The organism is Pseudarthrobacter sp. L1SW (genome assembly GCF_020809045.1).
Taxonomy (GTDB): domain Bacteria; phylum Actinomycetota; class Actinomycetes; order Actinomycetales; family Micrococcaceae; genus Arthrobacter.
This window is the reverse complement of record NZ_CP078079.1, coordinates 3,629,968-3,650,648: the sequence shown is the minus strand read 5'-3', so window position 1 is coordinate 3,650,648 and position 20,681 is coordinate 3,629,968. Positions and strand designations below refer to the sequence as shown.

The following is a 20,681-nucleotide window of genomic DNA, read 5'->3' as shown; positions in this document are numbered from 1 at the left end:
AACGGCGCGCAAGCAGCGCTAGACTGGGCAGCCAGGCAACTGCAGGAAGGCATGGCGGTCAATGAACGATAAGCTGCACCTCACTCCGGAAGACCAGTTCCCGGATGATTTGGAAAAGGTGTCTGACCAGGAACTCCAGGTCCTGGACAGCCGGGTTCAACGCCAGCTTGACCACGAAGTGGTGGTCGACGGGGAAGTGAACCGTGAAACGGAGTTCCGCCACTACGAACTGGATGTTGAATTCAACGACCGCGACCAACGCTGACCCCCTCTTGCTGGTCCTGGCCGTGTCCATGAGTGTCAGTTGTCACTACACTGGGACGCATGACCGAGCAGGAACCGGTCCGGCCGCGCGCCGCTTCGGCTTCCGACGGCGGGAAAAGACCCAGCGAGGACATGGCGGACACGTCCGCGCCCGTGGAGGTAGGGGAGGCTCCGCACCTCACTGATCCGGACGCCGTCGACACTTCGCTGCGCACTCCGGCCCAGCGCTCCCGCACCTTCACCGGGATCCTGGTGAACACCGCCCTCGCCAATGTCACCACCAGCTACCTCTGGTTCGCGCTGACGTTCTGGGTGTACCTGGAAACGCGCAACGTCATAGCTACCGGAGTGGTGGGCGGCGCCTATATGCTGCTGATCGCCCTTTCCAGCATCAGCTTCGGCACTTTTGTGGACCGCTACCGCAAACTGGCCGTGATGCGCTTTGCCGCTGCCTTCACCCTGGTGATGTTCGTGCTGTCCGGGGTCATGTTCCTGCTGACGCCCTCGTCGGCGCTGCTGGACCTGGCGCGGCCGTGGTTCTGGATTTTCGTCCTGGTCGTCCTGATCGGCGCCGTGGTGGAGAACATGCGGAACATCGCCCTTTCCACCACTGTCACCATCCTCATCGAGCCGGACCGGCGCGCTAACGCCAACGGGCTGGTGGGCATGGTGCAGGGACTGATGTTCATTGTCACTTCAGTGCTTTCCGGGCTCTCGGTGGGACTGCTGGGCATGGGCTGGACCATCGGAGCCGCCCTGGTGCTCACCGCACTCGCGTTCGCGCACCTGCTCACCCTGCGCATGCCCGAGGAGGTGCGCGCGGCTGCAACCGACGCCCACGGCGGGTTCGACCTGCGCGGCTCCCTCGCCGCAGTGCTGGCCATTTCGGGGCTTTTCGCACTGATCCTCTTCTCCACGTTCAACAACTTCATCGGTGGCGTGTACATGGCGTTGATGGACCCGTACGGCCTGGAAATGTTCCCGGTAGAGCTGTGGGGCATCTTCTCTGCTGTCGGCTTCACCGGGATATTGGTGGGCGGTGCCCTGATCGGAAAGTTCGGGCTGGGGTCCAACCCGCTGCGCACCCTGCTCCTCGCCGTGGTCCTGATGGGGGTCCTCGGGGCGGTGTTCACGCTGCGGGAGTGGGCATGGCTCTACATCGCCGGAATCTGGGCGTACCTGGTCCTGGTGCCTTTTGTGGAGGCGGCGGAGCAGACCGTCATCCAGCAGGTGGTGCCGTTGCAGCGGCAGGGCCGGGTGTTCGGATTCGCCATGGCGTTCGAGTCCGCGGCCTCGCCGGTCACGGCATTCCTCATCGCACCGATCGCCCAGTTCTGGATCATCCCCTACGCACGCTCCGCCGACGGCGCCGCCCAGTTGGCTCCGCTCCTGGGCGAAGGCACCTCCCGCGGGATCGCCCTGGTGTTCCTGGTTGCCGGCACCATCATGGTTGTGGCCGCGCTACTGGCCTTCCTGACCCCGGTCTACCGGCGGATCTCAGTCTCCTACGCCCGGGCGGCCGCAGACGAGCAGGCGGCGGCAGACGAGCGGGCGGCGAAGGGGGCAGAGCCTTAAACCCTGAACGCTCCCGCAGTGCGCAGGTGCGCAGTGCGGGAGCGTTGGTCGAAATGCCGCGTTAAGTGCGAGAGCGTCCGGGGAAATGCCGCGTTAAGTGAGAGAGCGTCAGATGCCCAGGGCTTCCTTCAGGGCTGCGACGTGGCCGTCGGCCTTCACCTGGTACTGGGCCAGGGTGACCTTGCCTTCGGGGTCCACCACCACGGTGGAGCGGACGATGCCCTCGACGATTTCGCCCTTGACGAGCTTCTCGCCCCAGGCGCCGTAGGCCAAGGCAACGGCGTGGTCGGGGTCGGAGAGCAGCGGGAAGGTCAGGGAGAAGTCGCCCGTGAAGCCGGCCAGGGCCTCGGGGGCGTCGGGGGAGATGCCGATGACCTCGTAGCCCTTGCCCTGCAGGGAGGCCAGGCTGTCGCGGAAGTCGCAGGCCTCGGTGGTGCAGCCCGGGGTGGCGGCCTTGGGGTAGAAGTACACAATGACGTTCTTGCCACGGTAGTCGGCCAAGGCAGTCCCGCGGCCCTGGGCGTCCTGGAGGGTGAAATCAGGGGCCTGGGTTCCGGGCTGAAGCTTGGTGGTCAGGGTCTGGCTCATGGCATTCCTTTGGAAGTCTTTGTCAGGTAATGGCAAAACATCAAGTGAAGCGGGTTTCCGCTTAGTCATACAACTCCGGCGTCATATGCAGTATTCCGCCGGGCCGCGAACCGTGGCGCAGGGACCGGGCACAAACTGGTATCCGCCGCCCCGGACGGTGGCAACGGCATGGCGCGCATTCCCGAGTTTCCGGCGGATCCGGCCCACATACACATCGATGGCCCGGGCTGACGCACCGGGAAATTGCAGCGACTCCAGGAACGCCTGCAATTCCTCCCGGTCCACGGGCCGCGACAGGTGGGTCACCAAGTACCTGAGCACCTTGAATTCGACGCCTGTCAGCGGCACCGGGCGCCCGTCCAGCAGGACGGTATCCGCCGCCAGGTCCACGGCCACCCTGCTGACAGGGCCGGCCGACGGCGGGAGGCGCGTACCGTCGTCGTCCTGCTTACCGCCTGGGTTCTCCGACGCTGACTGGCTGGGTGTCGCGGGTGTGGGTGCTCCGGCGGCAGGCACGTGGACTTCCGCCTCCGGAGCGGTCTGGAGGGCCCGGGCAAGCACCAGTTGGGCGGCGCGGGCGATGAGTTCGGGACTGGTGCCTTCCCTGGGGACCACCCACACGGCAAGGCCGCGGGCAGCTGCCCGGGGAGGCTGGGCAGCAGGGCGCTCGGCCGGAACAGGATGCCGGGACAACCCCCTCGGATGGTGGGCTTCCACTGCCATGGCGCGTCCTAGGCTCCGCCGCGGCGGATCAGCTTGCCCATGGGGGTCTTGCCGTCCACCAAGGCGCCGCGCAGGAACGTCTTGCGGACCACGCCGGAGAGGGCCTTGCCATCGTAGGGGGTGATGGGATTCTTGTGCTTGAGCTTGGAGACGTCCACCACGAAGGCTTCGTCCGGAGCGAAAACGGCGAAATCGGCTTCGAACCCCACCGCCAGCTGGCCTTTGCCGGAGAGCTGCGCCAGGGCGGCGGGTTTTTCGCCCATCCAGGACACCACCTGCTCGAGCGGGATGCCGCGGTCCCGGGCCTCCGTCCAGATCAGGGACAGGCCCAGCTGGAGCGATGAGACGCCGCCCCAGGCCACGGCGAAGTCGCCGTTTTCCAGGTCCTTGAGGTCCAGTGTGGAGGGGGAGTGGTCCGAGACGATGCAGTCGATGGTGCCATCCAGCAGCCCCTGCCAGAGCAGTTCCCGGTTGGAGGCCTCGCGGATGGGCGGGCAGCACTTGTAGGCCGTTGCGCCGTCCGGGATCTCCTCCGCCGTCAGCGTCAGGTAGTGCGGGCACGTCTCAACGGTGAGCTTGACACCGTCGCGCCTTGCGGAGGCAATCATGGGCAGCGCGTCTGACGACGACAGGTGCAGGATGTGGGCGCGCGCACCGGTGCGGCGGGCCCGTTCGATGACCTCGGCGATGGCCTTGTTCTCGGCACCGCGGGGGCGGGAGGCCAGGAACGTGGAGTAATGGGCGCCGCCGGGGTGCGGTGCGCGGTCGATGGTGTGCGGGTCCTCGGCGTGGACGATCATGAGGGAGTCGAAGGACTTGAGTTCCTTCATGTCCTCCTCCATCTGGTCCGCGTCCAGGTGCGGGAACTCGTCCACGCCGGAGTGCAGGAGGAAGCACTTGAAGCCGAAGACACCCTCGTCATGCAGGGGGCGCAGGTCGGCCTTGTTGCCGGGGACGGCACCGCCCCAGAATCCGACGTCGATGAACGCTTGGTCCTCGGCCACCTCGCGCTTGAGCTTCAGGTTTTCCACCGTAGTGGTGGGCGGGACGGAGTTCAGCGGCATATCGATGATGGTGGTCACGCCGCCCGCCGCCGCGGCGCGGGTGGCCGAGGCGAAGCCCTCCCACTCGGTGCGGCCGGGTTCGTTGACGTGGACGTGGGTGTCCACCAGGCCGGGGATCAGGGTTTCGTCGTCGGCCAGTTCCAGGACCTCGGTGCCGGCCAGGTTGGTGCCGAGCGGTTCGATCGCGACGATTTTGCCGTTGCGGACGCCAACCTCGCGCGGCGCGATGCCGGCGGTGGTAAGGATGCGCCGGCCCCGGATGACGAGGTCAAGACGTTCTTCAGACACGGAGGTCCTCCTTGGTGCTTGCGGTGGCAGGCGTGTTGGCTGCCAGCCGTCCGCCGATCCGGGTGCCCAACTGCTCCAGAAGCTGCGCTGCCCCTGCTATGCACCTGTCTACATTGCTTTCGAGTTCCGTCAAAGCGTAAACGTCCTCGAATCCGGCGGCATTCGCCTCGCCCTGCGTAAGGGTGGACCGTCCGCACACGGCGATCACCGCGACCCCTTGAGCTGCGGCTGCCCGCGCCACACCCAGGGGTGTTTTGCCGAGCAGGCTCTGCTCATCCAAGCTGCCTTCGCCGGTGATCACCAGGTGGGCGCCGGCAAGTTTCTGCTCCACTTCCGTGAATTCCAGGACGACGTCGATTCCCGGCCGCCGCGTCGCGGCCAGCACGGCGATGGCTGCGTAGCCAACGCCGCCGGCTGCCCCGGCACCGGGAGCCTCGGCGGCCTTCACCGCGCGGAATCCGATCTCCCTGGCCAGGACTTCGACAAACCTGGCCAGGGCGGCGTCGAGCAGCTCGACGTCCTGTTGTGCGGCGCCCTTCTGCGGGCCGAAGATCGCCGCGGCGCCCCGGGCACCTAGCAGGGGATTGTCGACGTCGGACGCCAGCACAAAGCGCGTGTCCTTCAGCCGGGGTTCGAATCCGCTGAGGTCGATCCGGTCCAGGTGGGCCAGTGCCGCCCCGCCGGCCGGAAGTTCGCGGCCCGCACTGTCCAGGAACCTGGCGCCGAGGCCCTGCAGGACGCCGGCGCCGCCGTCGGTGTTGGCGCTGCCGCCCACCCCGAGGATGATGCGGTTGCAGCCGGCGTCCAGGGCGGCGCGGATGAGCTGGCCCGTGCCCATGCTGGTGGCGGTGCGTGCCGCCGTCGGGCCTGGCCGTCCGTTCACCAGGGCACCGGCGGGGAGCAGGGCCAGGCCCGAGGCAGCCGCCATTTCAATGACCGCTTCATTGCCGCGGACGGCAAACTCCGCCATGACCGCGTCGCCGGTGGGTCCTGCCACCACCGCGCCGCGGCGTGTGAAACCGGAGCCGACGGCGGCGTCGAGGGTGCCCTCGCCGCCGTCGGCCACCGGAATCCGGACCACATCCAGGTTGTGGATGTGTGCCGTTTCGGCCCCGCGTTGCAGGCCCTTCTCCAAGTGCGCACACACTTCCGGTGCGGACAGGGATCCTTTGAACTTGTCCGGGGCAATGACGATCCGCATGGTCAGGCCTGCAGCGCCAGGATGGAGGTGGGCGCATCGGCAGCGGTCTCTGCCAGTTCCTCGAACTCGTTGATGGCGTTGATTTCCAGTCCCATGGAGATGTTGGTGACCTTTTCGAGGATCACTTCCACCACCACGGGAACCTGGAATTCGCCCATGAGGGCCTTGGCCTTGTCGAAGGCGGCGGCGAGATCGTTGGGGTCCTCCACGCGTACGGCCTTGCAGCCCAGGCCCTCGGCCACCTTCAGGTGGTCCACCCCGTAGCCGCGGGTCTCCTCGGACAGGTGCGTGCTGTTGATGTTCTCGAACGCCAGGGACACGTTCTGCTCCATGCTGAAGCCACGCTGGGACTGGCGGATCAGGCCCAGGTAGGAGTTGTTCACCACCACGTGGATGTACGGCAGGTTGAACTGCGCGCCCACGGCCAGTTCCTCGATCATGAACTGGAAGTCGTAGTCGCCGGAGAGGGCCACCACGGTTTCGTCGGGCTTGCCGCGGACGACGCCGAGGGCTGCCGGGGCGGTCCAGCCCAGCGGGCCTGCCTGGCCGGCGTTGATCCACTTGCGCGGGCCGAATACGTGCAGCATCTGCGCGCCGGCAATCTGGGACAGGCCGATCGTGGACACGTAGATGGTGTCGCGGCCGAAGGACCTGTTCATTTCCTCGTACACGCGCTGCGGCTTGATGGGGATGTTCTCGAAGTGGGTCTTGCGGTGCAGGGATGCCTTCCGCTCGGCACATTCGGCAACCCAGGCGCCGTAGTCCGGCAGGGAGCCTGCCGCCTTGCGCTCCTTGGCGAGCTCAACCAGCCCTGCCAGCGCCGCACCGGCGTCGGACGCGATGCCCAGGTCCGGGGAGAATACCCGGCCGATCTGCGTGGGCTCGATGTCGATGTGTACGAACGTGCGGCCGGCCGTGTAGGTTTCCAGGCCGCCGGTGTGGCGGTTGGCCCAGCGGTTGCCGATGCCGATCACGAAGTCGCTCTGCAGGTAGTTCTCGTTGCCGTAGCGGTGGCTCGTCTGCAGGCCCACCATGCCGGCCATCAACCGGTGGTCGTCCGGGATGGTGCCCCAGCCCATCAGCGTGGGGATGACCGGGATGTTCAGGATCTCGGCCAGCTCAACCAGCTGTTCAGAGGCGCCGGCATTGATGATGCCGCCGCCGGCCACGATCAGCGGATGCTTGGCCGCGGTGAGCATGTCCAATGCCTTCTCCAGCTGCTTGCGGGAGGCCTTCGGTTTTTCGATGGGCAGGGGTTCGTAGGTGTCGATGTCGAACTCGATCTCGGCCAGCTGCACGTCGATGGGCAGGTCCAGCAGCACGGGGCCGGGGCGGCCGGAGCGCATCAGCTGGAAGGCCTTCTGGAACGCGCCGGGAACCTGGCCGGGCTCCAGGATGGTCATGGCCATCTTGGTCACGGGCTTGGCGATGGACTCGATGTCCACGGCCTGGAAGTCTTCCTTGTGCAGCTTGGCCACCGGCGCCTGGCCGGTGATGCAGAGCATGGGGATGGAGTCTGCCCAGGCGGCGTAAAGCCCGGTGATCATGTCCGTTCCGGCCGGGCCGGAGGTGCCGATGCAGATGCCGATGTTGCCGTCCTTGGCGCGGCTGAAACCGTCCGCCATGTGGCTGGCGCCCTCAACGTGGCGGGCCAGGGTGTGGCGGATGCCGCCGTGGGCGCGCATTGCGGAATAGAAGGGGTTGATGGCGGCGCCTGGCAGGCCGAACGCCTCGATGGCGCCTTCCTTTTCCAGGATGGCCACCGCTGCATCAACGGTACGCATCTTGCTCATGGGGTGCTCCTTGTTGTGCCCCTCTTGGGGCGAAGTCTGAGTGTTTTTGGGTGTGGTGAGGGGACCGCCGTCGTTTTATGTACGACGGCGGGCACCCTGCTGGTGTTTCTTAGGCGCCTTTGGCGCCGGTGCCTATTTCCTGCCGCTGAGCTGGAGGACCTGCTTGAAGAGTCCGGAGTGGTCCAGTGCGCCGTCGCCCTGGTTGACGGTGGCGGCTACGAGCTGTGCGGCGACCGCGCCGAGCGGGATGGCGACGTTGGCCTCACGGGCGGCTGAGGTGACGATGCCCAGGTCCTTGTGGTGCAGGGCCAGGCGGAAGCCGGGATCGAAGTTGCGGTCCAGCATCTTCTGGCCCTTCTGGTCCAGGACCTTGGAGCCGGCCAGGCCACCGCCGAGCACCTTGAGGGCGGCGTCCGTGTCCACGCCGTAGGCCTCGAGGAAGACTACTGCTTCTGACAGGACTTCTATGTTGACCGCGACGATCAGCTGGTTCGCAGCCTTGACGGTCTGGCCGGAGCCGGAGGGGCCCACGTGGACGATGGTTTTGCCGACGGCGTTCAGGACGTCCTGCGCGGCGTCGAAGTCTGCCTTGTCGCCGCCAACCATGATGGAGAGGACGGCGTCGATGGCGCCCTGTTCGCCGCCGGAGACCGGGGCATCGAGCGGGCGGATGCCGGCTTCCTTGGCCTCGGCCGCGAGGCGGACCGCCACGTCCGGGCGGATGCTGGAGGCGTCGATCCACAGGGTGCCCTGCTTCGCGTTGGCGAACACGCCGTCCTTGCCGCTGACTACGCCCTCAACGTCGGGGGAGTCCGGCACCATGGTGATGACGACGTCGGCATCCTTGACGGCGTCAGCGATGCTCGCGGCGCCCTTGCCGCCTTCCGAGACGAGCTTGTCGATCTTGTCCCGGCTGCGGTTGAAGCCGGTGACGGCGTGGCCGGCCTTGACCAGGTTGATGGCCATGGGCAGGCCCATGATTCCGAGTCCGATAACTGCAACGTTGCTCATGGTGGTTCTCTTTCCTGAAGTCTGCGTGGTGTATGCCGGACCCAACTGGGTAGCGCTAAGTGTCGTTCTGAGCGTTCAAAACGACACTTGCTGCTACCTAGTTGGGTCTAGTTGGAGGCGTGTTCGCGGGTGGCCCAGCTGAACGCGGTTTCCTGGGGTTCCTTGTACTCGAGGCCGATGTAGCCCGTGTAGCCGAGTTCGCGGCTGCGGGCGATCCATTCGCCCAGGGGGAGCGTGCCCGTTCCGGGGGCGCCGCGGCCAGGGTTGTCGGCGATCTGGATGTGGCCGAAGTCCTTGGCGTGGTTCTCAATAACGGCTTCGACGTCGTCGCCGTTGACGGACAGGTGGTAGAAGTCCGCGAGGAGCCTGATGTTCCCGACGCCGGCCTCCGCCTTCACGCGGGCGATGACCCTGAGTGCGTCCTCCGCCGTGAGGAGCGGATACCTGGGTGCCCCGCTGACAGGTTCGAGGAGGACTGTGCCGCCGATCCGGGCGACGCCTTCTGCTGCGGCCGCGAGGTTCCTGACCGCCAACTCGTCCTGCTCTTCGGGGGTGAAGCCGTCCTGCCGGTTGCCGTAGAGGGCGTTGAAGGCCTTGCAGCCAAGGCGCTCACCGATGCCGGTCACAACATCGATGTTGTCCTTGAACTCGGACTCGCGTCCCATCCAGGACACCAGTCCACGGTCGCCTCCCGGCATGTTGCCGGCATTGAAGTTCAGGCCCGTGAGCTGGACGCCGGCGTCCTTGATGGCGTTCTCGAATCGGGTCACCTCGGAGTCCTCGGGCACGGAGGCCTCGAACGGCCACCAGAACTCGACAGCGTCAAAGCCGGCTGCCTTGGCTGCTGCAGGGCGTTCGAGCAGCGGCAGTTCCGTGAGGAGGATGGAGCAGTTCACTGTGTACGTCATCGTAGGTCCTTCCAAGGAGGGCTTTGATCTATCTTCCCTTGCGGCGGAGCTGCTTGTGTTTCCGCTTTGTGGAAATTAGATTCTGCTTTATGAAAAGCTTAGGGAAGGGTGGGGCGAGTAGTCAAGGCGAACCGGGTTGCGGGCCCCCAACAAATTTCCCATTGACTTCAGGCGCCGCAGGGATACGGTTAGAGATACATCGGCAGGGTCCGGTGGATGGGCGTGCGCCGGGGCAGAGGCGCATGCGGCTATGTGGTCTCGATAAACTTCGCCGCTCGGCGGCATCCAAAACCATCGCCTGGTCCGCGCCGGGCGTTCCCACCATCACTCACAGGCTGTGACCTCATGACGGCAAATTTCATCAGGGCGCTGGCGGTCAAGTCCCTGGATTCACCGGACTCGAAGCGTTGCCCGGATAAGGCGGAATTCGACCTTGTCACCGTTGACGACTACTCCGTGGCGCGGCTGATCCTCGCGCCGGGCTGGCGGTGGTCCGACTCTGCCAGGCCAGCTGAGTTGACCGCCTACTGCGAGCACCACCACCTTGGCTACTGCATCTCAGGACAGCTGGAGGTGGAAACGGCCGACGGCGGACGGTCAACGATCCACGCCCACGACACCTATGCGCTGCCTCCCGGGCACGACGAATGGGTGGTGGGCGATGAGCCGTTCGTCGCCGTCGAATTCCTTGGCGCGGCCTCGTTCGGCCGGCCCCGCAGCTTCGGGATGCACGCCCGCATCTAAGGCAGCACCGGACAAAAAAGTCCCCTGCCGCACTTGCGTGCGGCAGGGGACTGGTGGTGTGCCGGGAAGGCGGCCGGATTCCTAGTGGGTCAGGTCCTTGCCCTTTGTCTCCGGAATTGTGAAGACGAATGCGGCGCTGATGGCCAGGAGGACCACGGCGTACACGTTGAACACCTGGGGCACTCCCATGGTGGTGCCCAGCCACTGCTGCAAGTACGGGGCCGTTCCGCCGAAGGCCGCCACGCAGATGGAGTACGGCACGCCCACGCCCACCGTGCGGATGGAGGTGGGGAAAAGCTCGGCGTAAACGGCCGGAACAATCGCGGCGCTTGCGGCGATGAAGATCAGCATGACGGACATGCTTACCGCGAGCTGCCACGCGGAGTCCTTCAGCAGCCACGTCATGGGGAAATGCAGTATCCCTCCACCGATTGCGCCGCACCACAGGACCTTTTTGCGTCCGATGCGGTCGGACAGCTTGCCCCAGAAGGGGAGTGCAGCGATGAACACGATGTTGGCGATCACGCCTGCCCACAGCGCCTCGCCGCGGTCGATCTTCAGGGCTGTGGTGGCGTAGCTCGGTGCCACGACGCCCCAGATGTAGTAGATCACCGTGAGGCCCACCGTGAGCCCGACTACCTGCAGCGCCTGCTTGCGGTGGCGGACAATCTGCGGCCAGATGGGCGCACGCTTTTCGGCGGTGGACTCGCCTTCGAAAGCCTCGGTCTCGTGCAGCCGTGACCGCATGATCAGTGCGTAGAGGCCCATTGCCGCGCCCAGGAGGAACGGAATCCGCCAGCCCCAGGCGTTCATGGCCTCGGTGGTCAGCGTCATGTTCAGGACTGCGCCCAGCAGGGTGCCGAACAGGATGCCCACTGTGCCGGACGTGTAGATCAGCGTTGCCCAGAACCCGCGGTGCTCCTTGGGTGCCATTTCGGAGAGGTAGGTTTGCGACGACGGCAGCTCACCGCCGTGCGCCAGGCCCTGCACCAGGCGGGCCACCAGCAGCATGAGCGAGGCCCAGGCGCCGATGCTTGCGAACGTGGGCGCGATGCCGATCATCAGGCTGCCCAAGGAGGCGAGCCCGACGGCGAGCGTCATGGACGTCTTCCGGCCCACCCTGTCGCCGATCCAGCCGAAGAGGAAGCCGCCGAAGGGCCGTGCCACGAAGCCGACGGCGAAGATCGCCAACGTGGACAGCACCGCCGACGCCGGGTCGGCCTTGCTGAAGAGCTGGCTGGCGATGAAGGGCGTGAATGTGGCGTAGATGGCCCAGTCGTACCATTCCACGGCGTTGCCGATGCCGGTTCCGACGATGGTCTTAGCAGTGGACACGCGTCCAGTCTGCTGCTTGGTTACTGCCATGGACATGGTTACTTCCTCAGGATCGTGGTGAAGAGGATGGCGGGGATGGGTTGGGATGGCGACGGCGGCTAGGACGCCGCTGCAAGCGCCGCCAGGCGCGAGGTGGCGAGTTCCGTGTAAAGCGCTGCCCCGTCAGCCAGCACGCCGTCGTCGAACGTTGCGTAAGGCGAGTGGTTGAAGGGTGAGGTGGCCGGATCGCCGCCAGGGGCGACGGCGCTGAGCCCGACGAAGGTGCCCGGCACTTCGGCCAGTACCCGGGAGAAGTCCTCGGAGCCGCTCAGGGGAGTGGCCCAGCGGGAAAGGCGGCGCTCGCCGAAGAGCCCTGAAATGACCTTTTCCGCGGTATGAGTTTCGTCCTCGTTGGTGATGGTGAGGGGGTATTCCTCCTGGTAGTCAACGTGGACTTCCACCCCGTGCGCGGCCGCGATGCCCTGGAGCAGGCGCGGCACGGCCTCCCTCATCCTCAGGCGGGATGCTTCGGAGAACGTCCGGACCGTCGCCTCGATGCGCGCCGTTTCGGGAATGACGTTCCGCTTGGTGCCCGCGTGGAGCACGCCCACCGAGAGCACCACGGGATCGAACATGTTGAACTGCCGGGTCACCATGACCTGCAGGGCGGTGACCATCTCGGCCGCCACGGTCACGGGGTCCTTTGCCGCGTGGGGGGCGGAGCCGTGGCCGCCGGCGCCGAGTACCGTGACTTCAAGCCCGTCCGAGGCGCTGAGCATCACGCCGGGCTTCGTGCAAAAGGTGCCATGCGGCTCGAGGGAGGAAAACACGTGCATCCCGTAGGCCGCCTGGACTCGGGGACCGGCGGCGTCCAGGACGCCTTCGCGGATCATGTAGCTTGCTCCGTCGCAGCCTTCTTCGCCGGGCTGGAACATCAGGACGACGTCGCCCTGGAGCTGGTGCTGCTTCTCGGCGAGGAGCGTGGCGGCCCCGGCGAGCATCGAGGTGTGCAGGTCGTGGCCGCAGGCGTGCATGGCGCCGTCCGCCCGCGATGAGTAGTCCACCCCTGTCTTTTCCTGCACCGGGAGGCCGTCCATGTCCGCGCGGAGGAGGACCGCGGGCCGATCGGTTGTGGTGTTTCCGGAATCGGTGCCGCCACGGCCGCGAAGCACCGCGGTGACGGAGGTGGTTTCCTTGCCCAGGGTGATTTCGAAGGGAAGCCCGTCCAGGGCCTGGAGGACCTTCTCCTGGGTCCGTGGAAGATGGAGCCCGATTTCCGGATGCCTGTGCAGGTCATGGCGGAGGCGGACGAGCTCCCCCTGCAGTTCCTGGGCATCTTCTGTAACGGGCACTGGCTACTCCTTGGATTGGTGTTCCGGGTCTGTCGACTATTCTGGAGTGGCGCAGTTCACATGCAGCGAAAGCGCTGGAAATATTCTGGAAGCGCGCTGGTTAGGCAGGATTCGTGCAGGCGAAAGGGAGGGCACCAGTGGAACTCAGCGAAGAGGACCTGGCGCTCATCCAGGTCCTGCAGTCGTCTCCGAGGCTGGGCTGGGCAGATGCGTCAAAGGTGCTGGGCGTCCATGCCACCACGCTGGCCGGCCGGTGGGAGCGGCTGGCATCAACCGGGGCCGCGTGGGTCACGGCGCACCTGGTGGGGGATCCCCAGCAGATGCTCCTCGCGTTCGTTGCCGTGGACTGCGAGATGCACCTGCGCGACCATGTCACGGCGCAACTGGCCGCCGTCCCGGAGATCGTCACCGTGGAGGAGGCGGCCAGCAACCGGGACCTGATGTTGACTGTCATCACGAAATCACTGGACGAGTTCAGCAGCCGGGTGGTTTCCAGGCTGAAGACCGTCGAGGGGCTCACCAAATACCAGACGGCGCTGTGCACACGCCTGCACACGAGCGCGGATGAGTGGCGCCTGAACGTCCTGGACCGATCCCAGCTGGCAGCGCTGAGGACCCTTGGCGCCTCGGCCGGTACGGCGGCGCGGCGGCCCGGCCCACAGGGGGAACTGCCGGCCAGCCACCTGGACTTGCTGCCGTACCTGGCACGGGACGGACGCGCCACCGCGGCGGACATCGCGCGGGGGCTGGGACGCCATCCGGCGACGGTGCAGCGGCAGCTGAATCGGGTGCTGGCCAGCGGCATCCTGCTGTTCCGGTGCGAAATCGCGCAGGCCTACTCCTCCTACCCGGTGACCTGCCAGTGGTTCGCGAATGTTCCGGCGGGCCGGCATGAGGCTGCCGCCGCCGAAATCCGCACCATCAGCAATGTCCGGCTCAGCGCTTCCACCACCGGCCCCACCAATTTCGTGATCATCATGTGGCTGCAGTCCCTGGCGGATGTTATGAACGCCGAGCTGGCGCTGCAGCAGAAGGTCCCGGACATCGAACTGGTGGAGAGCGTTGTGATGCTGCGAACGGTGAAGCGGGTGGGCTGGATGCTTAGGGAGGACACGACGTCGAGCGGTGCTGTGGTGGTGCAGGCCGAAGGGCTGCCGGCTGCGGACTGAAACGGGGACGTCCCGGTCCGCCCGCTTGGGGAGGGGGCGGACCGAGGGCTTGGGGGGACCGGCTACTGGGACAGCTCGGCAACCTCGTGCGCCTCGAGGCGGCCCCGGCCCGGCGGGACCGGCGAAGCCGCCACCTTGCCCCGGGCGCTCTTGCTGAAGGGCTTCCGGGACTTGGACGGATCAACGGAGATTGCCTCGGGGGATTCGCCGGCAGGGTTGGCCGGGCGCCGCAGGTGCCAGTCCGTCACGGCCTGGTAGGCCGCAGCTACGGCAAGAAGCCGGTCTTCGGCGAAGGGCTGGCCGCCCAGGATGGTGCCGATGGGAACGCCCGCGGAGTCGAAGCCGATGGGCAGGGCGAGTTCCGGCAGGCCGATGGCGTCAAACGGGTTGGGGCTGGTCTGCAGCACAACGTCGCACTGCTCGAAGAGGTCGTTCAATACGCGTTCGAGCAGGAGGACCTTGGCACGCTGGCCCAGCACGTACTCGTTGGCCCCGAGCATGGAACCCTGGAGCCAGCCGGTGACGGAGACCCCGAAGCTGCGCAGGTCCTTGCGCAGCACCGGCAGGAAGGGCTCGCTGCGTTCGGGCAGCCGGACATTGTTGAAGGCCGTGCTGGTGAGGGTGTCCCAGTCCTCCGGCAGCCGCACGTCAACCACCTGGATGCCCTCAATCCCGGCGAGCTTGTCCAGGAAGGCCTTCCGTGCGGCCGCGGTTTCCGAGGACCCGGCGGTGAAGTCCGGGATGACGCCCACGCGGGTACCCCAGCGCATGGTCACCTTGTTGCCGCGCCTCACCGGGGTGGCGGCCTGGACCAGGTCCGGAACCGGCGGAAGCCCCAGTGTCCGCGGGTCGTTGGGGTCCTCGCCCGCCATGGCGGTCAGCATGATGGCGGCGTCCTTTGCGTCCCTGGCAAGGGGCCCAGGGTGGTCGCGGGTGTAGCTCAGGGGGATGATGCCGTACAACGAAACCCGGCCCATGGTCGGCTTGAGCCCGGTGAGGTTCTGGGCGTTGGAAGGCGCGGTGATGGAGCCGCCTGTTTGCGTTCCGACACTGGAGGCTGCCATCCGTGCGGCCACTGCCGTGGCTGAACCGGACGAGGAACCGCCGGGATTCGTCTGCGGGTTCCCGGGTGTCCACGCATTGACCGTGGTGACGCGGCCGTCCGGCGTGGTGGCCCGGGTGGTGGCGAGCGGCCCCATCTGGGTCTTGCCAAGGACGATGCCGCCGGCCCCTGCCAGCCTCGAGACCGCCGTCGCGTCAAAAGGCGGAACGAAGTCCTTGAAGATGTAGGAGTTGGCCGTTGTGGGATAGGCACGGGTGTAGTAGTTGTCCTTGATGGCGAGGGGAATGCCATGCAGGGGACCCTTGTACGCCGCGCCGGCCAAGGCTCGGGCGCTGGCCAGGGCGTCGTCCGCGGCGACGAGGTTGAACGCCTGGTAGCTCGCATCAAAGGCGCCGATCCGGTCCAGATAGGCCTCCACCAGCAGTTCTGCGCTGAGCCGGCCCTGCCGGATGAGGCTTGCCGCTTCCGAGATGGTCAGCTCGGTGATATCGGCCAGGGCCTCGGGCCGGACGTCGCCGTAGGCATCCGGGTTGATGCCGGCGGGCACCGCGGACGACGGCGCTGCGTGGGCAACTGCGGGAAGCGCCGCCGCGCCGAGTGAGGTGGCCGCGGCCAACACGGCGAACCTGTTGACGAACGACCGGCGGTCGATGGTGCGGTCCAGGGGCTGGTTCTCCAGCTTTCCCACCGGGTTCATGCCGTCCTCCGTGCAGTGTCGATCGAGGGGTACAGGGCGGGAGGGGCGGCCTGCTGTGACAAGAGCGCGGGGTCCGCATTGCCTGCCGGGCCAGCGAAAGGCAGTTGGTAGGCGCTGAGTTCGGCGACCGTGGTGCGCATGAAGCTGCGCAGGCTGGCCAGCACTGATGCCTGTCCGGGGCTTCCCGTCTCCGGATCGCTGGTGGTTCCGGGCGGGAGTTGGTTCAGGTCGATGCCGAGCGAGGCGAGGCGGGCCCTGATCATCGTGTCCAGTTCGGCGTCGGTGGGGGGAGTGAGGGGCATGATGCTCCTTTTCTACGGGGCTGGCATGCAGCCCGTGCAGCTGAGACAAGGGGATACTGTCACCCGCCTGTGGCGCTGTCATGTCACATAAGTTGCCGGCTCATTTCGCACCGCCGGCCTCCGTCGGCTTAATGATTCCGCATTACGGATTTATCTTTCCGGAAACATGGGCTCCCTAGCGTTGCTCGTGACCCTGCGGCATCCCTTGTTGTCGTCCGTCCCCAAACGAACAGGCCTGGCATGAACATCACCGCCAACCGAGCTCCCTCCCCGCAACCACACACCGGGGCACCCAGGAAGCCGCTCTACAAGTCCCTTTTCATCCAGATCCTGGCAGCAGTCGTTGCGGGGGTTCTGATCGGCCATTTCTGGCCCGGCATCGGCGCAGCCCTCCGCCCCTTGGGTGACGGCTTCATCCAACTGATCAAGATGATCATCGCGCCGCTGATCTTCCTGGTGATCGTCACGGGCATCGCCGCTGTCAGCGACGTCAAGGCCGTTGGCCGCGTCGGAGTGAAGGCACTGGCCTACTTCACGGGTGCCACGCTCTTCGCCTTGGTCTTCGGCCTCGTGGTGGGGAATCTTTTCCAACCGGGCGCGGGACTGAACATCGATCCGGCGTCGCTCTCCCAGGACGCCCTCAACGCGAAAACCGCCACCGCCCCGCCCAAGGATGCCGGCGCGTTCCTCCTTGGGATCATCCCTACCAGCGTGGTGGGCGCCTTTGCCAGCAACAACCTGCTGCAGGTCCTGTGCTTCGCAGTGTTCTTCGGCGCGGCGATCGTCGTCGTCGGGCGTGAACGCTGCCTCCCCGTGCTCACCCTGATGGAAACCGTGCTGGAACTGTTCTTCAAGATCATGGGCTGGGTGATGCGCGTGGCTCCGGTGGGTGCCTTCGGCGCAATGGCATTCATCATTGGCCAGTACGGTCTTGGTTCGCTGGGCACCTACGCCCTGCTGATCGCTGCCTGCTACGGTGCAGCGCTGGTGTTCATCGGCCTGCTGTTCGTGGTGGCATGGGTCTACCCGCGCGTGCCGCTGTGGCAGTTCGTGAAGTACACGCGCGAAGAGTTCGTCCTGGCCCTGGGCACCGCCTCCACGGAATCCGTGCTGCCGCGCATCATGACCAAGCTGACCAATGCCGGCTGTTCCCGTGCCACCACCGGCCTGGTGATCCCCACCGGCTACTCCTTCAACCTGGACGGTGCCGCGCTGTACCTGTCCATCTCGCTCCTGTTCCTGGCGCAGGCCTTCGGGTACAACCTGGACCTGGGCCAGCAACTTGCCGCCCTTGGGGTCCTCATGCTCACCTCGAAAGGCATGGCCGGCGTACCCGGTTCGGCGTTCCTGGCGCTCTCCGCCACCGCCGGTGCGCTGGGGATCTTCCCGGTGGCCGGCGTGGCCCTCCTCCTTGGCGCGGACCGCTTGATGGACTCCATGCGCGTGGTGGTGAACCTGCTGGGGAACTGCGTGGCCACTTTTGTGGTGGCTAAGTGGGAGGGCCAGTTCGACCACGCTGCCATGCTCCGCGCCTTTGCCGGTGACACGACGACGGCGGAGGGGACGGAGCCGGGCAGCACCCCCGTGCCGGACGGCCAAGTTACGGCGGCTGGGATCGAACCGTCACCTTCGGCGGAAACTTCACCCGTGGCAGCTTCCCCTGCAGCGGCGCGGTAGCCTGCGGTCTCCATCGTCACCGTCGCCTCTGCCGTTCCCGTCCTGCACACTGTCCCTATGACCTTTGCGAATGTGGGGACTCTTGAGACCAAACCCGGCCAGCGCGACGCCGTCGTCGGCATCCTGGTCCGGCCCATGGCCGGGCTGAAGGAGGCAGGCTGCCTGCTCTACGAAGTGGGCATCAACGATGCCGCGCCGGACACGGTATTCGTGTGTGAACTGTGGGAATCACCGGAGGCCCACCGGGCTTCGCTGGGACTGGACAGCGTACAGGCTGCGATAACTGAGGCCATGCCCCTGCTTTCCGGCGAAATGGGCGGCCACCCGTTCACGGTGCTGGGTTCGCCCTTGCGCTGAGACCCTGTGCCCCGCCTGCTCCAGCAAGTAAGCTTCCCGGCAACGACTCGACACGGAGCAATGGGGTAAGGAAGACGCATGAAGCCGCTGCCTGCACTGGAACTTGTTACCCGCCTGGAGGATGCCGAATGGCTGGATCCCGTGGCCAAGAAGGTCCGAAAAGTGGTGAAGCGGGTTATCGGCCCGAAGTGGGCGCGCGACGTCCTCCATGGGGTTCCGATTGGGCACCCGGTGCATCCGCTGGCGGTCCAGGTGCCGCTCGGGGCGTGGATATCGGCCGCCGTACTGGATGCATTCCCCGGTAATGACCGGGCTGCCGCGGTCCTGATCGGGGTGGGGGCGGGCACGGCCGTGCCTTCGGCCGTCGCGGGGTTTACTGACTGGTCGCAGCTGCACAGCCAGCAGCAGCGGGTTGGGCTGGTCCACGCTGCTGCCAACATCACGGCAACGAGCCTCTATGTTGCCTCCCTGGTGGCACGTGCACAGGGAGGCAGGGGAAGCGGCAAGGTGCTGGCGTACCTTGGCCTTGCCGTAGTGGGTGCCGGCGGTTTCCTGGGCGGCCACCTCACTTACCGGCAGGCGTCCGGAGTAAACCACAGTGAGGACCTCCCGCACCGTTTCCCGAGTGGATGGCAGCCCTTGGGGCCGCTGGCGGAACTGCCCGAGGGAAAGCTCCACAAGATTGTTGTTGCCGAGATTCCGCTGCTTGTTTACCGGGAGGCGGACGATGTCCGCGTGCTGTCCGACGTGTGCAGCCACCTCTCCGGGCCGCTTCACGAAGGCAAGCTGAAGGGCGGCAGGCTTCAGGGCGGGGCCGCTGCCGGCGGTGACGCTTGCGTCGTCTGCCCATGGCATGGAAGCACCTTCTCGCTGCGAACAGGAGAAGTGCTTGCCGGTCCCGCAACGGCAAGGCAGCCGCTGTTCGAAACGCGCGTGAGCGGCGGCCTCGTTGAGGTGTGCCTGCCGGGGGCCGACTGAGCATTGCGTCGGTTGCCTCAGCCGGTCAGCAGGTTTTGGAGTGCGTGTTCGAGGGGGCTTTTTTGGGGTGGCCGGCGTGCGGGTGGCAGGGGCCTGGGTGTTGCGGTGGAGAGTGTCCCGGGTGGCCATTGTGGTGGTTCCCAGTGGTGGTGTTCGGCTGTGTAGTGGCGTCCGGTGGGTGAGGTCCAGCTGGGTGGTTCGTTGGTGGTTGCCGGGCTTGGTGTCCAGCCGCTGTTGTGTTTGAGGCGGTGGTGTTTGGGGCAGAGTTGTCCGAGGTTGTTGATGGCGGTGGTGCCGCCGTTGTGCCAGGCGGTGAGGTGGTCGGCGTCGTTGTCGGGGGTGTGGTTGTTGCAGCCGGGGAAGGTGCATCTGCCGTCGCGGAGGCGGAGTGCGTGTTTCATGGCTTTGGTGAGCCGGTAGCTGGTCCGTCCGATGTCCAGTGGTGCTCCGTCGCGGGGGTCGACGAGGACTCGGTGGAAGGAGCTGGCGCCGTCGGTGAGGAGTTTGCGGGCGATGGTGGCGGGAATCGGACCAAAGCCGTCCAGCATGGCGGGCTCGTCGGTGAGGCCCAGAAGTGAGAATACCGGGACGGTGACAAGGACGTCTGCCTTGGGTGTTGGGACGCTGCTGATGCCCGCTGCGTCGCCCTTGAGAGGGTCCCCGCTGTCCCCGCCGTCCGCGGTGTCCCCGGTGTGCCCGCCGTCCGCGGTGTCCCCGGTGTGCCCGCCGTCCCAGGTGTGTGCGTGGCGGGTGTTGGGTGTGCTGAGGAGGAGGTGTGCGGCGATGTCGGGCCGGAGTTGGGTGAGGGTGCGGTGTTCGTTGGGGTTTTGGGCGCCGCGGGCGAGGGCGGTGGTGCGGTTCCAGATGGCGTTTGCGGTGTGGCCGGGCAGGTAGAGGGAGAGCCAGGCCATGCCGTCGCGGTCCGGGGCGTATTCCATGCGCCGGTCGGCGGCGCTTTTGGTGTGGCGTTTTTCGAGGGTTTCGGGGTGGTGGCGTTCCCGCCAGGTGCGGACTCTGGCGCGGAACCGTGCCGGGACGAGGTCACCGGGTGCGGCGCCGCGGGCCGGGCGGGGCGTGCCCGGGTTCAGGAAGTGGGCTACGAGGGCGGCGGCGCCGGCGGGGCCGAGGCCGTGGGTTTCGTCGGCGATGATTGTGGCGTGCTGCCAGGAGATGGTCCCGGCGGCCAGGGCGTCCAGGGCCAGCGGGAGGGCGCAGAGCTGCCGGGACAAGGTGGCGAGCGCCCCGGCGGCGGGGGAGCTGATGGTCAGGACCCCGGCGATTTCCTCGACCGCTGACATTTCGGCGTAGGCCCGTTCGTGCACGGGCGCTCCGGGTGGGGTCATGGCGTGCTGGAGTTCGATGGCTTCGGCAGTGTCCCGGGCTTTGAGCGCGGCGAGCTGGGCTTCCATCCGCTTGGTCTGTGCCAGCCGTTCCAGGCGGATCTCGTAGGCGCGCTGCAGGGCATCAACCCCGGCACCGGCCGCGGCTGCCGTGTCCAGGGAAGCGTCCTCAAGGAACAGCGCGTCAAGGGCACCGACGGAGGCGTGAATGCCCTCCATCACCGCTGCAGTCCCCGCTGCGATCCCGGGGTCAGTCCCCGCGCCGTTTCCCAT

The 20,681-nt window shown here is 66.6% G+C and carries 19 protein-coding genes; 7 read left to right on the top strand and 12 right to left on the bottom strand.

Translation table 11 applies throughout. The features are described from left to right. Positions 1–61: 61 nt before the first annotated feature. A complete protein-coding gene (locus KTR40_RS16940; RefSeq protein WP_139030658.1) occupies positions 62–265 on the top strand; it encodes a hypothetical protein in 204 nt (67 codons plus the stop codon). A 59-nt stretch (positions 266–324) separates the two neighbouring features. Further along, positions 325–1,839, top strand: a complete 1,515-nt coding sequence (locus tag KTR40_RS16935; protein WP_171059124.1) for an MFS transporter — start codon at positions 325–327, stop codon at positions 1,837–1,839. Positions 1,840–1,947: 108 nt separating this feature from the next. On the opposite strand, the gene bcp is transcribed toward KTR40_RS16935, so the two are convergent. The 7 genes from bcp to KTR40_RS16900 all read right to left on the bottom strand — a co-directional run bounded on the left by bcp (position 1,948) and on the right by KTR40_RS16900 (position 9,415). Then, positions 1,948–2,427, bottom strand: coding sequence for a thioredoxin-dependent thiol peroxidase (bcp, locus tag KTR40_RS16930; RefSeq protein ID WP_139030657.1), 480 nt, complete (start codon positions 2,425–2,427; stop codon positions 1,948–1,950). An 81-nt stretch (positions 2,428–2,508) separates the two neighbouring features. Next, positions 2,509–3,150 (bottom strand): winged helix-turn-helix domain-containing protein, encoded by a 642-nt coding sequence (locus KTR40_RS16925; protein ID WP_228404476.1) that lies wholly within the window; start codon positions 3,148–3,150, stop codon positions 2,509–2,511. An 8-nt stretch (positions 3,151–3,158) separates the two neighbouring features. Then, on the bottom strand, positions 3,159–4,502 hold the full coding sequence (gene allB / locus KTR40_RS16920; RefSeq protein WP_228404475.1) for an allantoinase AllB: 1,344 nt from the start codon (positions 4,500–4,502) through the stop codon (positions 3,159–3,161). Then, entirely contained in the window at positions 4,495–5,703 is a 1,209-nt protein-coding gene (locus KTR40_RS16915) for a glycerate kinase (RefSeq protein ID WP_228404474.1), read from the bottom strand. The genes allB and KTR40_RS16915 overlap by 8 nt, the downstream gene beginning before the upstream one ends. 2 nt (positions 5,704–5,705) lie before the next feature. Next, positions 5,706–7,496: a glyoxylate carboligase gene (gcl, locus tag KTR40_RS16910; protein WP_139030653.1), complete on the bottom strand. Its 1,791-nt coding sequence runs from the start codon at positions 7,494–7,496 to the stop codon at positions 5,706–5,708. A 132-nt stretch (positions 7,497–7,628) separates the two neighbouring features. Continuing rightward, positions 7,629–8,507 carry a 2-hydroxy-3-oxopropionate reductase gene (locus tag KTR40_RS16905; RefSeq protein WP_255708269.1) on the bottom strand — a complete coding sequence of 293 codons (879 nt, stop codon included), beginning with the start codon at positions 8,505–8,507 and terminating at the stop codon, positions 7,629–7,631. 107 nt (positions 8,508–8,614) lie between these two features. Next, positions 8,615–9,415, bottom strand: a complete 801-nt coding sequence (locus tag KTR40_RS16900) for a hydroxypyruvate isomerase family protein (protein WP_228404472.1) — start codon at positions 9,413–9,415, stop codon at positions 8,615–8,617. Positions 9,416–9,760: 345 nt separating this feature from the next. On the opposite strand from KTR40_RS16900, the gene KTR40_RS16895 reads away from it, so the two are divergent. Next, positions 9,761–10,159 carry a cupin domain-containing protein gene (locus tag KTR40_RS16895; RefSeq protein ID WP_139030650.1) on the top strand — a complete coding sequence of 133 codons (399 nt, stop codon included), beginning with the start codon at positions 9,761–9,763 and terminating at the stop codon, positions 10,157–10,159. An 81-nt stretch (positions 10,160–10,240) separates the two neighbouring features. Here the strand turns inward: KTR40_RS16895 and KTR40_RS16890 are convergent, their stop codons facing one another. Together KTR40_RS16890 and KTR40_RS16885 are read right to left on the bottom strand one after the other, a co-directional pair. After that, a complete protein-coding gene (locus KTR40_RS16890) occupies positions 10,241–11,530 on the bottom strand; it encodes an MFS transporter (RefSeq protein ID WP_139030649.1) in 1,290 nt (429 codons plus the stop codon). A 62-nt stretch (positions 11,531–11,592) separates the two neighbouring features. Further along, positions 11,593–12,825 (bottom strand): M20 family metallopeptidase, encoded by a 1,233-nt coding sequence (locus KTR40_RS16885; RefSeq protein ID WP_228404471.1) that lies wholly within the window; start codon positions 12,823–12,825, stop codon positions 11,593–11,595. A 137-nt stretch (positions 12,826–12,962) separates the two neighbouring features. On the opposite strand from KTR40_RS16885, the gene KTR40_RS16880 reads away from it, so the two are divergent. Next, positions 12,963–13,994 (top strand): Lrp/AsnC family transcriptional regulator, encoded by a 1,032-nt coding sequence (locus KTR40_RS16880; protein WP_228404470.1) that lies wholly within the window; start codon positions 12,963–12,965, stop codon positions 13,992–13,994. Between the two features lie 62 nt (positions 13,995–14,056). Here the strand turns inward: KTR40_RS16880 and KTR40_RS16875 are convergent, their stop codons facing one another. Further along, positions 14,057–15,754 carry an amidase gene (locus tag KTR40_RS16875; protein WP_228404469.1) on the bottom strand — a complete coding sequence of 566 codons (1,698 nt, stop codon included), beginning with the start codon at positions 15,752–15,754 and terminating at the stop codon, positions 14,057–14,059. Continuing rightward, positions 15,751–16,056, bottom strand: a complete 306-nt coding sequence (locus KTR40_RS16870; protein WP_228404468.1) for a hypothetical protein — start codon at positions 16,054–16,056, stop codon at positions 15,751–15,753. The genes KTR40_RS16875 and KTR40_RS16870 overlap by 4 nt, the downstream gene beginning before the upstream one ends. A 240-nt stretch (positions 16,057–16,296) precedes the next feature. On the opposite strand from KTR40_RS16870, the gene KTR40_RS16865 reads away from it, so the two are divergent. The 3 genes from KTR40_RS16865 to KTR40_RS16855 all read left to right on the top strand — a co-directional run bounded on the left by KTR40_RS16865 (position 16,297) and on the right by KTR40_RS16855 (position 19,068). Next, positions 16,297–17,733: a cation:dicarboxylate symporter family transporter gene (locus KTR40_RS16865; RefSeq protein ID WP_228404467.1), complete on the top strand. Its 1,437-nt coding sequence runs from the start codon at positions 16,297–16,299 to the stop codon at positions 17,731–17,733. 57 nt (positions 17,734–17,790) lie between these two features. Further along, positions 17,791–18,090: a putative quinol monooxygenase gene (locus KTR40_RS16860; protein ID WP_228404466.1), complete on the top strand. Its 300-nt coding sequence runs from the start codon at positions 17,791–17,793 to the stop codon at positions 18,088–18,090. Positions 18,091–18,168: 78 nt separating this feature from the next. Further along, a complete protein-coding gene (locus KTR40_RS16855; protein ID WP_139030642.1) occupies positions 18,169–19,068 on the top strand; it encodes a Rieske 2Fe-2S domain-containing protein in 900 nt (299 codons plus the stop codon). A 17-nt stretch (positions 19,069–19,085) separates the two neighbouring features. Here KTR40_RS16855 and KTR40_RS16850 read toward each other — a convergent pair whose 3' ends face one another. After that, positions 19,086–20,681: an HNH endonuclease signature motif containing protein gene (locus KTR40_RS16850; protein WP_228404465.1), complete on the bottom strand. Its 1,596-nt coding sequence runs from the start codon at positions 20,679–20,681 to the stop codon at positions 19,086–19,088.

Excerpts from the sequence above, each read along its gene's own strand:
- KTR40_RS16870 (WP_228404468.1), bottom strand. The coding sequence starts at position 16,056 with ATGCCCCTCACTCCCCCCACCGACGCCGAACTGGACACGATGATCAGG.
- KTR40_RS16925 (WP_228404476.1), bottom strand. The coding sequence starts at position 3,150 with ATGGCAGTGGAAGCCCACCATCCGAGGGGGTTGTCCCGGCATCCTGTT.
- KTR40_RS16905 (WP_255708269.1), bottom strand. The coding sequence starts at position 8,507 with ATGAGCAACGTTGCAGTTATCGGACTCGGAATCATGGGCCTGCCCATG.
- KTR40_RS16855 (WP_139030642.1), top strand. The coding sequence starts at position 18,169 with ATGAAGCCGCTGCCTGCACTGGAACTTGTTACCCGCCTGGAGGATGCC.
- KTR40_RS16890 (WP_139030649.1), bottom strand. The coding sequence starts at position 11,530 with ATGTCCATGGCAGTAACCAAGCAGCAGACTGGACGCGTGTCCACTGCT.
- KTR40_RS16850 (WP_228404465.1), bottom strand. The coding sequence starts at position 20,681 with ATGGGAAACGGCGCGGGGACTGACCCCGGGATCGCAGCGGGGACTGCA.
- KTR40_RS16860 (WP_228404466.1), top strand. The coding sequence starts at position 17,791 with ATGACCTTTGCGAATGTGGGGACTCTTGAGACCAAACCCGGCCAGCGC.
- KTR40_RS16865 (WP_228404467.1), top strand. The coding sequence starts at position 16,297 with ATGAACATCACCGCCAACCGAGCTCCCTCCCCGCAACCACACACCGGG.
- KTR40_RS16895 (WP_139030650.1), top strand. The coding sequence starts at position 9,761 with ATGACGGCAAATTTCATCAGGGCGCTGGCGGTCAAGTCCCTGGATTCA.
- KTR40_RS16935 (WP_171059124.1), top strand. The coding sequence starts at position 325 with ATGACCGAGCAGGAACCGGTCCGGCCGCGCGCCGCTTCGGCTTCCGAC.
- KTR40_RS16875 (WP_228404469.1), bottom strand. The coding sequence starts at position 15,754 with ATGAACCCGGTGGGAAAGCTGGAGAACCAGCCCCTGGACCGCACCATC.
- KTR40_RS16915 (WP_228404474.1), bottom strand. The coding sequence starts at position 5,703 with ATGCGGATCGTCATTGCCCCGGACAAGTTCAAAGGATCCCTGTCCGCA.
- bcp (WP_139030657.1), bottom strand. The coding sequence starts at position 2,427 with ATGAGCCAGACCCTGACCACCAAGCTTCAGCCCGGAACCCAGGCCCCT.
- KTR40_RS16940 (WP_139030658.1), top strand. The coding sequence starts at position 62 with ATGAACGATAAGCTGCACCTCACTCCGGAAGACCAGTTCCCGGATGAT.
- gcl (WP_139030653.1), bottom strand. The coding sequence starts at position 7,496 with ATGAGCAAGATGCGTACCGTTGATGCAGCGGTGGCCATCCTGGAAAAG.
- KTR40_RS16900 (WP_228404472.1), bottom strand. The coding sequence starts at position 9,415 with ATGACGTACACAGTGAACTGCTCCATCCTCCTCACGGAACTGCCGCTG.